Here is a 12806-nt window from a genome sequence, read left to right as displayed (position 1 = left end):
TGTGATGGAAAGTCTTTTCGCTTGCCCGCAACGTAATCTGTCGATGTCCTGGTCGCTGCTGACCGGCGGGCTCGTCTTACTGCTGCTGGGAATCGTGGGAGCCTATTTCGTCGATGGGCATCTGAACCTGCAAAGCGTTGTCGCAGCGCATGCCTTCACCATCCTCGGCCCGACATTATTGAAGCTGGGCTACGTGCTGCGGCTGGTGGCCCAACATCAGATGCGCAAGGAAGGCTGGGAGGCTTGCTGTGTTACTGGTTGATCGAAAGGCTCTGCTGACCATTGCGCCCCTGTGGCGCCTGGGCTTCCGTCCGTTCTTCCTGGGTGGCGCGGTGTTCGCGCTGATCGCCATCGCAGCCTGGGCGGCTGTGCTTCTTGGCCTGTTGCCCGCGTGGCAACCATTGGGTGGCTGGCTGGCCTGGCACCGCCATGAAATGCTGTTCGGCTTCGCGGCGGCGATCATCGCCGGATTCCTGCTGACCGCGGTGCAGACCTGGACCGGTCGCCCTGGCGTCAGCGGCAAGCCGCTGATGGTGCTGTCACTGGTCTGGCTGGCGGCGCGGATTGGTTGGCTCGTGGGGGCGCCGCTGTGGCTGGTCACCGTGCTGGAGCTGGCGTTCATGCCGGCGCTGGCCTTCTTCATCGGCCGCAGCCTATGGCAGGTGCGGCAGAAGCGTAACTACCCGATCATCGCGGTGCTGAGCCTGCTGACACTCGCCGATGCGCTGGTGATGGCTGGCATCTGGGCCGGCAACGATGCCTGGCAACGTGGCGGTGCGCTGGGGGCGTTGTGGCTGGTGGCGGCGCTGATGGGCCTGATCGGCGGTCGCGTGATTCCCTTCTTCACCCAGCGTGGGCTGGGCCGCACTGCTCAGGTGCCGGCCTGGAACTGGCTGGACAATGCCCTGCTGGGCGGCACGATGCTGGTGGCGGTACTGAGCGCCGCCGGCATCGGCCTGACTCCGCACCCGCTGGCGGGTTTGCTGTTTGCCGCGCTCGCCGTAGGCCACCTGATCCGCCTGTGGCGCTGGTACGACAAGGATTACTGGGGCGTGCCGCTGCTCTGGTCGCTGCACCTGGCCTACTTGTGGATGCTGCTGGCCCCGGCAGGCATGGCGCTGTGGAACTTCTGGCCGAGCTTCAACGTCAGCCTGGCGATCCACGCGCTCACCGTCGGTGGCGTCGGCGGGCTGATCCTGGCGATGGTCGCGCGGGTGAGCCTTGGCCATACCGGTCGGCCGCTGCAACCGCCGAAGGTAATGTCCTGGGCCTTCGCGCTGCTCAACCTGGGTGTTGTCGCACGGGTGCTGCTGGTGATGTGGTGGCCGCTGGAAGGCCTGAGCATCGCGGCCGCCTGCTGGGTGGTGGCTTTCCTGATGTTCGCCTGGCATTACGGGCCGATGTTCTGGAAGCCGCGGGTGGATGGACAGCCGGGCTGATCAGCGTATCCCTGTGAAGCCGCCAGATGGAGGCTGATCGCGGGCATGGCTAGCTCCAGCAGGAGCGCTTGTCCGCGATTCAGGCCTCGCCTTACTGCCCTTCACGCAGCCGTTTGAGCTCGTCACCCAGCCAGGTGCTGGCGTCCTGTTTGCCCGTCGGGCAATCCACCTGGTAACGCTGGCCACTCATGCTGCTCTTGGTCGCGGCACGCTCGATGAAGTCTTCCGCGCTGCTCACCAGATCCTTGTTTTCCAGGTAGTCCAGCTTCTTCTGCAGGTGCTTGCGCGCCTCGGCAGCCGGGTACTCGCTGCCGTTGCGAATGAACTGGCAGCCGCTGTGTTCGACGAAGCCCAGCAACTGGTTGATTTCCTGCTGCGCCTTGGCGTCGATGGCGGCTTGCGCTCCCGTGCCGATGAACAGGAGGGATACCAGCAGCGAGGGGAGCTTCCGAGAGTGAGACATGGCGATTCCTTGCCGGATGCATGAAGCCGTCGATTATGTCAGCGGCTGCAGGCGTTCGCCGAGACGGCCGCTGTCTACCAGTTCAAGGAACTCGTCGCCCATCCGCCGGCTCTCGTCCATCGCCTTGCGCCAGTAGCGCTCGCGGCCTGCGTCATCGCCAATGTAACGGTGGAAGTCCTTGCGGTCCGGCAGCTTGTTGTGCGGCAGCTGTGCCAGGTATTCCTTCGACGGCGCCAGCAACAGTACGTCCTGCAGGCGGCCGGCGTCGCCGCGGCGCCAGGGCAGACCCTTGTCGAACCAGCCGGGGATGACCTTGTCGGTGAAGTGCGGGTAGAGCACCACGCCTTCGGGCTGGTAGGGCAGGTCCAGGTGGTAGTCCAGCAGGCCGCCGTCGCGGTAGGTACCGGGACCGGCGCCGGGGATGTCGCGCACGCCTTCCATGACCATGGGGATGGAGCCGGAGGCGAGCAGGGCGTGGCGCAGGTTGGCCAGGTCCAGGTGCAGGTAGCGCGAGGGAAAGTCCGATAGCGCTTCCAGCGGTGGCGCGCGGCGGGCGTCGTGGATGATCAATCGTTCGAAGTGCCGGTGCAGGTGTCGGCGGCCGACCAGGTTGTCGCGGATCACCGCGCCCAGGCCCAGGCCGAGGTTGGCCTTGCCGTCCTGCGCGAGGCGGCCGTGGCTCTTCACCACCACCACGTTGAGGCGGTACCAGGGGTTGTCCAGCACACTGGTGTCGTGGCCATCGAGCAGGTCGTCGAGCATCTTCGCGCAACTCTTCGACACGTCACTGATGCTCGCGTTGCGGGCGAAACGCTGCTGGGTATAGAGCTCGCCCAGGCGACGGATGCCTGCGGCGGGATCGGGCAGGCAGGCGCTGGCGAAGCGCCAGGAGCCGATGGAGGCACCGATCAGCGAGCGCTCGCGCGGTGCGCGCGGCAGCCATTCACCGAACAGGGCGAGGTCCAGGCCCTGGATGCCTAACGCCTTCGGACCTCCGGCGGCGCCAGGCAGGATGCCGACATCGTCGGGGCTGAGTCCCTGTTCGCGGATGCGCTGGAGTGCGCGGCTACCGGCCTTGAGGGTGAGGGCGGGGGACTTGATCTGGATGGCGGTCATGCGGGCCTCGCTGTGGCAGGCCGCGATTATAGAGCCTGGAGGGGGGAACAAGGATACTTCAGGGGGTGAATGTGTCTTTCAGATTCAGCTTGAATTAAGTCCCTCGTCTTAGTCTGACAGTCGTGAAATTCCTACGGAGATAAGCACATGAAATGGCTGCTGACCCTGACCGCTCTGACAGCCCTGCTGTTAGGAGCGGGCGTCGCCACGGCCCACGACATTGGCCCCGACGAGGCGCTGCGTCTGCGCGATGCCGGCACTATCCGCCACTTCGAGGAGCTCAACCGTACGGCGCTGATCAAGCATGCCGGCGGTTCGGTGTACGATAGCGAACTTGAGCTGGAGCATGGCCGCTACCTGTACAAGGTCGACATCAAGGACGCCCAGGGCGTCAAATGGGATGTCGAGCTGGATGCGGTCACCGGCGAAGTCCTCACCGATCACCAGGATGACTGATGAAGACCGTTCTGCCGCGCGCAGCGCTGCTCGGCCTGGCGCTCGCCGCCATTGCCGGCGTTGCGCAGGCCCATGACCTGAGCCAGGACGAAGCCCTGCGCCTGAGCAAGGAAGGGGTGATCCGCCCCTTCGAGGAAATCCTCCCCGCCGCGCTGAGCCGCTACCCTGGCTCTCGCCTGCTGGAAGCTGAACTGGAGAAGGAGCACGGCAACTACATTTACGAAGTGGAGTTGCTGACCGTTGACGGTGTGGTGCGCGAACTGGAACTGGATGCCCGCGATGGCCGCATCCTCAAGGATAAGGAAGACGACTGATGCGCCTGCTGCTGGTGGAAGACCACGTACCCCTGGCCGATGAGCTGATGGCGACCCTGACCCGCCAGGGCTATGCGGTGGACTGGCTCGCCGACGGCCGCGACGCCGCCGTGCAGGGCGCCAGTGAGCCTTATGACCTGGTGATCCTCGACCTCGGGCTGCCGGGCCGCCCTGGCCTGGAAGTGCTTCAGGAGTGGCGCAGCATGGGGCTTTCGGTCCCGGTGCTGATCCTTACCGCGCGGGGCTCCTGGGCCGAGCGCATCGATGGCCTGAAGGCCGGCGCCGATGACTACCTGACCAAGCCATTCCATCCCGAAGAACTTTTGCTGCGCATCCAGGCGCTGCTGCGCCGTGCCCGCGGGCTGGCCAACCAGAGCCAGCTGGAAGTGGCCGGCCTGAGCCTGGACGAGTCACGCCAATGCGTACAGCAGGGCGGCAAGGAGGTCGACCTGACGTCCGCCGAGTTCCGTCTGCTGCGTTACTTCATGCTGCACCCCGGCCAGCTGCTGTCGAAATCGCACCTGGCCGAGCACCTGTATGACGGCGAGACCGAGCGCGATTCCAACGTCATCGAGGTGCATATCAACCACCTGCGCCGCAAGCTGGGCCGCGAAATCATCGAGACCCGCCGTGGCCAGGGCTACCGTTTCACCGGCAATGGAGCCGCCCGTTGATATCGATCCAGCGCCGGCTCGGAATCGGGCTCGGCGTGGTGCTGGTGGTGGTCGGCCTGGCGCTGGCGCAGGCAGGCCTCTGGCTGTTCGACCAGGGGTTGCGGCGCTATCTGGTGAACGGGCTGCAGGACGAAGCGGAAAGCCTGCTGGTAGGGATTACCCGCGGCCCTGCAGGGCTGCAGCTGGATGGTCAGCGTGTCGACGCGACCTATGAGCGGCTGTTCTCCGGGCGTTACTTTGTCATCCGCTTCGATGACCAGACCTGGCGTTCGCGGTCGCTGTGGGACAACGAGCTGAAATTGCCCTCGCACAAGGGGCTGGCCAAGGCGCTGGAGAAAGGTCCGGAAGGTCAGCGCCTGCTGGTCTATCGCGGTGACTACAAACGCTACGGCAAGAAGCTCAGCATCGTGGTTGCGCAGGACTACACGCCCGTCCTCAAGAGCTTCAACCGCTTGCGCAATATTGGTCTGGGTGCTGGTGCGCTGGCCTTGTTGTTGATCCTGATATTCCAGGGCTTCACCGTGCGCCGTGCCCTGCGCCCGCTGGAGCGGGTGCGCCAGCAGATTGCGCAGTTGCAGGAGGGCCAGCGCAGCCAGTTGGATCGCCAGGTGCCACGCGAACTGGAGCCGCTGGTGGAGCAGACCAACCACCTGCTGCAGCACACCGAGGACACCCTGCGTCGCTCGCGCAATGCGCTGGGCAACCTCGGCCATGCGCTGAAAACGCCGCTGGCCGTGCTGATCAGCCTTGCCGACCGCGAGGAATTGCGCGATCACCCAGGGTTACGCCGCGTGTTGCAGGAGCAACTGGAGCAGATCGAGCAGCGCCTGGCCCGCGAGCTGGGGCGTGCGCGGCTGGTGGGCGAAGCCTTGCCCGGTGCCCACTTCGATTGCGATGCCGAGCTGCCGAGCCTGTGCGACATGCTCAAGCTCATTCACGGCGACCACCTGGCCATCGACTGGCAGGCACCGCCCGCTACGCGCCTGCCGTATGACCGGGAGGACCTGCTGGAGATGCTCGGCAACCTGCTGGACAACGCCTGCAAATGGGCCGATGCCCAGGTGCGGCTGACGGTGGAGAAGGGCGCTGACGCCTATCGGTTGTGCGTGGACGACGATGGTCCCGGCATTGCCGAGGACCAGCGTGACAGTGTCCTGGAGCGTGGTACGCGGCTGGATGAGCAGGTGGCCGGGCATGGCCTGGGCCTGGGCATCGCGCGGGATATCGCAGCGGCCTGTGGCGGTAGCCTGAAGTTGGAGGCCAGCGAGTTGGGTGGGCTGAGGATTGACGTGGAGTTGCCCCGTAAATCGATCGCGCAATGAAACTGCTGTATCGGAGCGCCTATTATCGGAACCCTCTGACTACTTGATCGCTTCCGGCCGATAGAGGTACTGAGACCCGGAGAGGAACATTGCCCCCCTTCTGAAACGGCCAGCTTCTGTGCGATTGGCCATCGGTATCGAGGGAATGCAATGGTTCTCGATGTGCTTGTTCACTCCCGCGCGAGGAGCTGCCCATGAACTGGGCAGGAGCGCTGTTACTGCTCGTGATCTCAGTCATTGCCATCTGCGCAGCAATCAGACATTCCGCGCAGACTCTATCGGGCGCCGAAGCCGATGCCTGCTTGCAGTCGCATTATCGCGCAGAAACCGAAGTTCCCTCTCCGGCATCTACCGAGACCCGCGCCCGCAGGAGACAAATGGTGCAGGAATTCTGTCTCATGGGGCTGGCTCCCCGCGAACGGGATCTTCCCCGAAGTGAAGACGAGTCTCTGACACGCCTTGGGAAGACCTCTAGACCCTGAATTGATCCATCAACCCCTGCTGATGGTTGGCCAGCTTGTTCAGCGACTGGCTGACCTGCGCCGACTCCTGCGCCTGGCTCGACAGCGATTCGGTCACATCACGAATCCCCGCCACGTTGCGGTTGATCTCCTCGGCCACCGCACTTTGCTCCTCGGCGGCGCTGGCAATCTGCAGGTTCATGTCGGTGATCACACCCACCGCATCGCCGATGCGTTTCAGCGCGGCCACGGCCTGCTCGACCTGGGACACGCTGTCCTGCGCCTGGCGATGGCTGTTGCTCATCGCGCCAACCACGTCACGGGTGCCGTTCTGCAGGCCCTCGATGACCTGGCGGATTTCCTCCACCGAATCCTGAGTGCGCTTGGCAAGGTTGCGTACCTCGTCGGCGACCACCGCGAAGCCGCGGCCGGCTTCACCGGCGCGGGCCGCTTCGATGGCGGCGTTGAGGGCCAGCAGGTTGGTCTGCTCGGCGATGCCGCGGATCACTTCCAGCACCGAACCGATCTGTTCACTGCTCGCCGCCAACCCTTCGACCTGGCTCATGGCGCTGCTCATGTCACTGGCGAGCTCATCGATCAGGCGGGTGGTGTTGTCGATGACATTGAGGCCATCGCGGGTTGCCCCGTCGGCGCCACGGGCGGCGTCGGCGGCCATGGCAGCACTGTTGGCGACGTCGTGGGCGGTGGCGCTCATCTCTTGCGAGGCGGTGGCGACCTGGTCGACTTCGCGGAATTGCTGCTGCATGCCGGCGCTGGTCTGGCTGGCGATCTCCGAGGACTGGTCGGCCGTGGCGCGGGCGTCCTGCACCGAGGATTTCACGTCGCGGATGATCGGCTGCAGCTTGTCGAGGAAGCGGTTGAACCAGCCAGCCAGCTCGCCCAGCTCGTCCTTGCCGCTGTAGTCCAGGCGCTTGGTCAGGTCGCCCTCGCCGCTGGCGATGTTGCGCAGCATGGCAGCAACGTTGAGGATCGGGCGGGTTACGCCACGGGCGGTGAGCCACATGGCGAACAGGCCGATCAGGATGGCGACCAAGCCGAAGCCGAGTTGTGAGACGGTACCCTGCACGCTCTGGTTATCCAGTTCGTTCTGCAGTTCGATGGCCGGGCCGAGCAGGACGTTCTGCGGAACCTCCAGCAGCACGCCCCAGGGCTTGGAGCCGGGGATTGGTTGCAGTGGCTCGACGACGCGCAGTTGATCGTCCTGGTGGAAGACCTGCTCATGGTTGGCGGCGATTGCCTGCAACAGGTCGGTGCCCTGGTTCGGGTAGACCTCCTGAAGCTTCTTGCTCAGCTTGCTGGCGTCTGCGCTGTGGCCGGCCAGCAGGCCGGCGGCGCTGACGATGCTGACTCGGCCCTGGCCTTCGTAGAGTTCCTGGCTGCCTTCCACGGCGATTTCCTGCAGCTTCTCCATGCTGATGTCCAGGCCCATGACGCCGATGACCTTGCCGTCCAGCTCCAGCGGGAAGGCGATGCTGGTCATCAGCATCTTCTTGTTGCCGACGTCGTCGAAGTACGGGTCGAGCACGCACGGCTGGCCGGTGGTCTTGGGGCAGGTGAACCAGGCGTTGTAAGCGCTGCCGCTCGGGCCGGGGCTGGTGTCCTGCAGCAGCGACTCGGCCATGGCTTCGGACTCCAGATGGCCCGGCGTAGCCTGCGACCAGTAGATGGAGAAGCGCCCGGCGTCGTTGCCGCCCAGTTCGCCCTGGCCGGCGAAGAGCTTGTCCTTGCCGTCCAGCGCGTCCGGCTCGAAGGCGACATAGAGGCCCAGCAGCTCGGGGTTGCCTTCCAGTGCGGTCTTCACCTGGCGGGTCAGGTCCTCGCGCAGGTCGTAGGCGTCGAGGAAGCGCTTCTGCGCCTGGTCGCGCAGGAACAGGACCTGCCGCGAGAAGCCCTTGCCGTATTGGTAGGCATCCATGATGTAGCGCTGGATGCGCATGGCCTGGACTTCGCCGCGCGATTGCAGGCGGGCCTGCGCTGCCTCGTTGAGCATTTCAGTGCTCGATTGCTTGACCAGCGAGGTGCTGTGTTGCGTGCGATAGACGGACAAGCCGGAGAGCAGCGAGACGACGCCGAGAAGGCAGAGCCCGGCAAGCAACGTGATCTTCCACTGGATGGAGAGACGGCGCAGGAGCATGGAGGGGAATCCTTGTTTGAACTAAGCCTGGGAATGCCCTGTATATCGGCCTTTCCCGCAGCTTCTTGACCCGTGACGGGGCGAAACGCCGGAAAACAGGCGATTCTGGTGTGCCGTTACGACGAGTGGCGACTTTCAGGCAAAAAACGTGCGCACTACGGTGAAAATCCCGCCGGGCTATTCTGGAAACGTCTTGATTCGACAAGGGTTTTGACAGCCCGACAGGGGTTTGGCAGAGTGCGCGCCTTTTGCCCGCGCGCTGGCGCGGCGATCCGTGAGAGGAGTGGTGAAAATGAATGCGGTGCTGATCGCCATTGGCCTGATGCTGGTGCTGAGCCTGTGTCGCGTGCACGTGGTGGTCGCACTGATCGCCGGAGCAGTAGCGGGTGGTTTGCTGGGCGGCCTGGGCATGGACGGTACGCTCAAGGCATTCAACGACGGGCTGGGTGCCGGTGCGACCGTGGCGCTGTCCTACGCCATGCTGGGTGCCTTCGCCGTAGCCATCGCGCGCTCCGGAATGGCGCACGCGCTCGCTGACCGTGCCCTGGCCATGCTTGGCCGGCACGAGGCGAACGGCTCCAATGGCTTCAAGTGGATGATGGTCGCCCTGCTGCTGGTGGTGGCGATCTCCTCGCAGAACATCCTGCCGATCCACATCGCGTTCATCCCACTGCTGGTGCCACCGTTGCTCTATGTGCTCACGCGCCTGCAGATCGACCGTCGGCTGATCGCCTGCGTCATCACCTTCGGCCTGATCACCCCCTACATGTTCCTGCCGGTGGGCTTCGGCAACATCTTCCTGAATCAGATCCTGCTGGCCAACGTGCAACGCGCGGGCGTGGACGTCAGCGGCATCAACGTCACCCAAGCCATGCTGATCCCGGCGCTGGGCATGGTTTGCGGCCTGCTGATCGCGGTGCTCTTCAGCTACCGGCGCAAGCGCGAGTACGATCTGGAGCGTATCGAGCAGGCCGAGCGAGTCGACACGCCCTACAGCAAGATGAGTCTGCTGGTGGCCGGCGTCGCGGTTGCGGCGGCCTTTGCCGTGCAACTGTTGCTGGATTCGATGATCCTCGGTGCGTTGGTGGGTTTCCTGGTGTTCTCGCTGTCCGGCGTGGTGCGCTGGAAGGAAGCGGACGACCTGTTCACCGAAGGCATGAAGATGATGGCCATGATCGGCTTCATCATGATCGCTGCGCAGGGCTTTGCGGCAGTGATGACTGCTACCGGACAGGTTTCCAGCCTGGTGGACAGCGCTGCCGGTTGGATCGGCAGCAGCAAGGCGCTGGGCGCCTTCATGATGCTGCTGGTGGGCCTGCTGGTGACCATGGGGATTGGCTCGTCCTTCTCCACGGTACCGATCATCGCGGCGATCTTCGTGCCGCTGGCGGTGCACCTGGGCTTCAGTCCACTGGCCATTGTCAGCATCGTTGGCACGGCAGGCGCGTTGGGTGACGCGGGTTCGCCGGCCTCGGATTCCACCCTGGGCCCAACCTCCGGCCTGAATGTGGACGGCCAGCACAATCACATCTGGGACACCGTGGTGCCGACCTTCCTGCACTACAACCTGCCGCTGCTGGTCTTCGGCTGGGTCGCAGCGATGGTGTTGTAGGGCTCTGTAACGGGCCATCGCGCACGGAAAGTTGCACTCGGCAGGCCAACTGCTGACTAATGAGCAGGTTTCCCACCCACGGACCCGCTCATGTTCGAATCGAAACTGGAATACCGGACGTTCCTCGCCCTGCTGCTGGTCGTCACACTGGCCTTCGGCTGGATCCTGCTGCCGTTCTACGGGGCAGTCTTCTGGGGCACCATCCTGGCGATCATCTTTGCCCCGTTGCAGCGCCGCCTGCGGGTGAAACTCAACGGGCGCAACAACCTCGCTGCGCTGATTTCCCTCGCCGTCTGCTTTCTGATCGTGATCCTGCCGGTGACCTTCATTGCCGGTGCGCTGGTACAAGAGGGCGCGACCGTCTACCAGCGGTTGAAGTCGGGCGAGCTGAACTTCATCACCTACTACCAGCAGGCAGTCGCCGCGTTGCCAGGCTGGGCGCACCAGTTGCTGGAGCGCTTCGACCTGGCGGACCTGTCCAGCCTGCAGGAAAAGCTTTCGGCGGGCGCGATGCAGGCCAGCCAACTGGTGGCCACCAAGGCCTTCAGCATCGGCCAGAACACCTTCGAGTTCGTCATCAGCTTCGGCATCATGCTGTACCTGCTGTTCTTCCTCCTGCGTGATGGCCCGACACTGGGCAAGCGGATCAAGCAGGCGGTGCCGCTGAGCGGGGAGCACAAGCAGCATCTGTTCGCCAAGTTCACCACGGTGATCCGTGCCACGGTAAAGGGCAACATCGCCGTCGCCGCGACTCAGGGTGCGTTGGGCGGCCTGATCTTCTGGTTCCTCGGCATCCAGGGCTCGTTGCTCTGGGGCACGCTGATGGCCTTCCTCTCGTTGCTGCCGGCCATCGGCGCGGGGCTGATCTGGGTGCCGGTGGCGGCTTACTTCCTGCTCACCGGGGCGATCTGGCAGGGTGTGGTGCTGACGCTGTTCTGCGTGGTGGTGATCGGTCTGGTGGACAACATCCTGCGTCCGATCCTGGTCGGCAAGGACACCAAGATGCCCGACTATGTAGTGCTGATCTCCACCCTCGGCGGCATGTCGCTGTTCGGCCTCAATGGCTTCGTCATCGGCCCGCTGATCGCGGCGCTGTTCATGGCATCCTGGGACCTGTTCACCGGCCGAGTAGAGGAAGCACCCAACCCGGTAGAGTAGGGCGCGAACCTTGTAGGATGGCGTGGAGCGAAGCGATACCCATCAATGACGTGCGCCAGCAGCATGGGTATCGCTGCGCTCCACCCATCCTACGAAAAGCCGGTATCTCCTGATTCCCGCCCAACAAAAAACCCCGCCGAAGCGGGGTTTTTTGTTGCCTGTAGACCTTAGCCGGCGACGGCTACCAGGCCGCTGTGCTGGAGGATGTCCAGCAGCGGTTGCGGGTAGACGCCGAGGAAGAAGGCGAGCAGGGCGATGGCTACCAGCATGATGCCGCCGGCGCGCTGGGCCCAGTCCAGGGGAGCGTCGTGGCGCTTCATGTTCGGTTCGACCAGGAACATGGTCACCATGACACGCAGGTAGTAGAACAGGCCGATGGCGCTGCCCAGTACCAGGGCGCCGACCAGCCACCAGTGCTGCGACTCGACGCCGGTGGCGACGATGTAGAACTTGCCGATGAAGCCGGCGGTCAGCGGGATGCCGGCCAGGGACAGCATCATCACGGTCATTACCGCGGTCAGCACCGGACGGCGCCAGAACAGGCCGCGGTACTCGAACAGCGCGTCGGCATCGCGACCGCTGTACGGAGTGGACATCAGGGTGACCACGCCGAAGGCGCCCAGGGTGGTAACGACGTAGGTGGTCAGGTAGACGCCGACTGCTTCCACGGCCAGGCCCTTGCTCGCCACCAGGGCGATCAGCAGGTAGCCGAAGTGGGCGATGGACGAGTAGCCCAGCAGGCGCTTGATGTTGCTCTGGGTCAGCGCCAGCAGGTTGCCGATCAGGATCGAGGCGATGGCGATGACCGCGATGGCGTCATGCAGCAGGCCGTTGTTCAGGGCCGCCGGAGCGATCTGGAACAGGCGCAGCAGCACGGCGAACACGGCGACCTTGGCGGTAGTGGCCAGGAAGGTGGCAACCGGGGCCGGGGCGCCTTCGTAGACATCCGGGGTCCACAGGTGGAACGGTGCCAGGGACAGCTTGAAGCCCAGACCGACGACCATCATGCCGACGCCAATGGCCAGCAGCGGGCCATGGCTGGTGCCCTCTGCCAGCGAGGCGCCCAAGGCGGAGAAGCCCAGGTTGCCGGACTCGGCGTAGAGTAGGGCCATGCCGAACAGCAGGAAAGCAGAGCCGGCGGCGGACAGCACGGTGTACTTGATGCCCGCTTCCAGGGTGCGTTTGTTGAAGAAGGCGTAGGCCACCATGCCGTAGACGGGCACCGACAGCAGTTCCAGGCCAATGAACAGGCCGGCCAGGTTCTGCGCGCTGACCAGTACCAGGCCGCCCGCGGTGGACAGCAGCAGGAGCAGGTACAACTCCTCGCGGTTGCCCGGGAAGCTTTCCATGTAGGCGTGGGCGAGGGTGGTGCAGGCCAGGGCGCCGATCAGGATCAGGGCCATGTAGAAGCAGGCGAAGTTGTCGACCACCATGAGCGGGGTGACTTCGATCGGGGTGACTTTCAGCACCGGGATGATCGACAGCAGGGCCAGGTTCAGACCGATCACCGAGAGGGTGGCGGTCATCGAGTGGTTACGCTTCCAGGCTACCGCGAGCATCACCACCACCAGGGTGGCGCTGGTGATGAGCAGTGGCAGGAGCGCGATGAAGTGTTGAATCGTGAAGGTCATTTCGC

The 12806-nt window shown here is 64.4% G+C and carries 12 protein-coding genes; 8 read left to right on the top strand and 4 right to left on the bottom strand.

Annotation, left to right across the window (positions count from 1 at the left end; all coding sequences use genetic code 11):
- Positions 1 to 4: 4 nt before the first annotated feature.
- Positions 5 to 262 (top strand): transmembrane sensor/regulator PpyR, encoded by a 258-nt coding sequence (locus ACKI1H_RS21495; protein WP_138520869.1) that lies wholly within the window; start codon positions 5 to 7, stop codon positions 260 to 262.
- Positions 249 to 1439: an NnrS family protein gene (locus ACKI1H_RS21490; RefSeq protein WP_440466247.1), complete on the top strand. Its 1191-nt coding sequence runs from the start codon at positions 249 to 251 to the stop codon at positions 1437 to 1439. The genes ACKI1H_RS21495 and ACKI1H_RS21490 overlap by 14 nt, the downstream gene beginning before the upstream one ends.
- A gap of 91 nt (positions 1440 to 1530) precedes the next feature.
- Here the strand turns inward: ACKI1H_RS21490 and ACKI1H_RS21485 are convergent, their stop codons facing one another.
- Complete coding sequence (locus tag ACKI1H_RS21485; protein ID WP_440466246.1) at positions 1531 to 1902, bottom strand: DUF5329 domain-containing protein; 372 nt, start codon at positions 1900 to 1902, stop codon at positions 1531 to 1533.
- Positions 1903 to 1935: 33 nt separating this feature from the next.
- On the bottom strand, positions 1936 to 3018 hold the full coding sequence (locus ACKI1H_RS21480) for a patatin-like phospholipase family protein (RefSeq protein ID WP_440466245.1): 1083 nt from the start codon (positions 3016 to 3018) through the stop codon (positions 1936 to 1938).
- A gap of 147 nt (positions 3019 to 3165) precedes the next feature.
- On the opposite strand from ACKI1H_RS21480, the gene ACKI1H_RS21475 reads away from it, so the two are divergent.
- From ACKI1H_RS21475 to ACKI1H_RS21460, 4 genes are read left to right on the top strand one after another with little or no spacing between them, the layout of a single operon-like run.
- Complete coding sequence (locus ACKI1H_RS21475; protein ID WP_138520866.1) at positions 3166 to 3474, top strand: PepSY domain-containing protein; 309 nt, start codon at positions 3166 to 3168, stop codon at positions 3472 to 3474.
- Positions 3474 to 3788: a PepSY domain-containing protein gene (locus ACKI1H_RS21470; protein WP_138520865.1), complete on the top strand. Its 315-nt coding sequence runs from the start codon at positions 3474 to 3476 to the stop codon at positions 3786 to 3788. The genes ACKI1H_RS21475 and ACKI1H_RS21470 overlap by 1 nt, the downstream gene beginning before the upstream one ends.
- On the top strand, positions 3788 to 4462 hold the full coding sequence (locus ACKI1H_RS21465; RefSeq protein ID WP_138520864.1) for a response regulator transcription factor: 675 nt from the start codon (positions 3788 to 3790) through the stop codon (positions 4460 to 4462). Before ACKI1H_RS21470 ends, ACKI1H_RS21465 begins: the two co-directional genes overlap by 1 nt.
- Complete coding sequence (locus tag ACKI1H_RS21460) at positions 4459 to 5784, top strand: ATP-binding protein (protein WP_440466244.1); 1326 nt, start codon at positions 4459 to 4461, stop codon at positions 5782 to 5784. The genes ACKI1H_RS21465 and ACKI1H_RS21460 overlap by 4 nt, the downstream gene beginning before the upstream one ends.
- A gap of 471 nt (positions 5785 to 6255) precedes the next feature.
- Here the strand turns inward: ACKI1H_RS21460 and ACKI1H_RS21455 are convergent, their stop codons facing one another.
- The gene (locus tag ACKI1H_RS21455) at positions 6256 to 8400 is read right to left on the bottom strand and encodes a methyl-accepting chemotaxis protein (protein WP_440466243.1); all 2145 of its coding nucleotides are present in this window, start codon (positions 8398 to 8400) and stop codon (positions 6256 to 6258) included.
- A 292-nt stretch (positions 8401 to 8692) separates the two neighbouring features.
- Between ACKI1H_RS21455 and ACKI1H_RS21450 the strand changes: the two genes are divergently transcribed.
- The gene (locus ACKI1H_RS21450; protein WP_440466242.1) at positions 8693 to 10012 is read left to right on the top strand and encodes a Na+/H+ antiporter family protein; all 1320 of its coding nucleotides are present in this window, start codon (positions 8693 to 8695) and stop codon (positions 10010 to 10012) included.
- Positions 10013 to 10102: 90 nt separating this feature from the next.
- Positions 10103 to 11170, top strand: a complete 1068-nt coding sequence (locus ACKI1H_RS21445; protein WP_440466241.1) for an AI-2E family transporter — start codon at positions 10103 to 10105, stop codon at positions 11168 to 11170.
- 167 nt (positions 11171 to 11337) lie between these two features.
- Here ACKI1H_RS21445 and nuoN read toward each other — a convergent pair whose 3' ends face one another.
- A complete protein-coding gene (gene nuoN / locus ACKI1H_RS21440; RefSeq protein WP_138526505.1) occupies positions 11338 to 12801 on the bottom strand; it encodes an NADH-quinone oxidoreductase subunit NuoN in 1464 nt (487 codons plus the stop codon).
- Positions 12802 to 12806: the final 5 nt, after the last annotated feature.

This window comes from Pseudomonas sp. YH-1 (assembly GCF_051990045.1).
Taxonomy (GTDB): Bacteria; Pseudomonadota; Gammaproteobacteria; order Pseudomonadales; family Pseudomonadaceae; genus Pseudomonas; species Pseudomonas nicosulfuronedens.
This window is presented reverse-complemented; position numbering and strand designations above follow the sequence as displayed.

Excerpts from the sequence above, each read along its gene's own strand:
- ACKI1H_RS21495 (WP_138520869.1), top strand. The coding sequence starts at position 5 with ATGGAAAGTCTTTTCGCTTGCCCGCAACGTAATCTGTCGATGTCCTGG.
- ACKI1H_RS21485 (WP_440466246.1), bottom strand. The coding sequence starts at position 1,902 with ATGTCTCACTCTCGGAAGCTCCCCTCGCTGCTGGTATCCCTCCTGTTC.
- ACKI1H_RS21480 (WP_440466245.1), bottom strand. The coding sequence starts at position 3,018 with ATGACCGCCATCCAGATCAAGTCCCCCGCCCTCACCCTCAAGGCCGGT.
- ACKI1H_RS21475 (WP_138520866.1), top strand. The coding sequence starts at position 3,166 with ATGAAATGGCTGCTGACCCTGACCGCTCTGACAGCCCTGCTGTTAGGA.
- ACKI1H_RS21470 (WP_138520865.1), top strand. The coding sequence starts at position 3,474 with ATGAAGACCGTTCTGCCGCGCGCAGCGCTGCTCGGCCTGGCGCTCGCC.
- ACKI1H_RS21465 (WP_138520864.1), top strand. The coding sequence starts at position 3,788 with ATGCGCCTGCTGCTGGTGGAAGACCACGTACCCCTGGCCGATGAGCTG.
- ACKI1H_RS21455 (WP_440466243.1), bottom strand. The coding sequence starts at position 8,400 with ATGCTCCTGCGCCGTCTCTCCATCCAGTGGAAGATCACGTTGCTTGCC.
- ACKI1H_RS21450 (WP_440466242.1), top strand. The coding sequence starts at position 8,693 with ATGAATGCGGTGCTGATCGCCATTGGCCTGATGCTGGTGCTGAGCCTG.
- ACKI1H_RS21445 (WP_440466241.1), top strand. The coding sequence starts at position 10,103 with ATGTTCGAATCGAAACTGGAATACCGGACGTTCCTCGCCCTGCTGCTG.
- nuoN (WP_138526505.1), bottom strand. The coding sequence starts at position 12,801 with ATGACCTTCACGATTCAACACTTCATCGCGCTCCTGCCACTGCTCATC.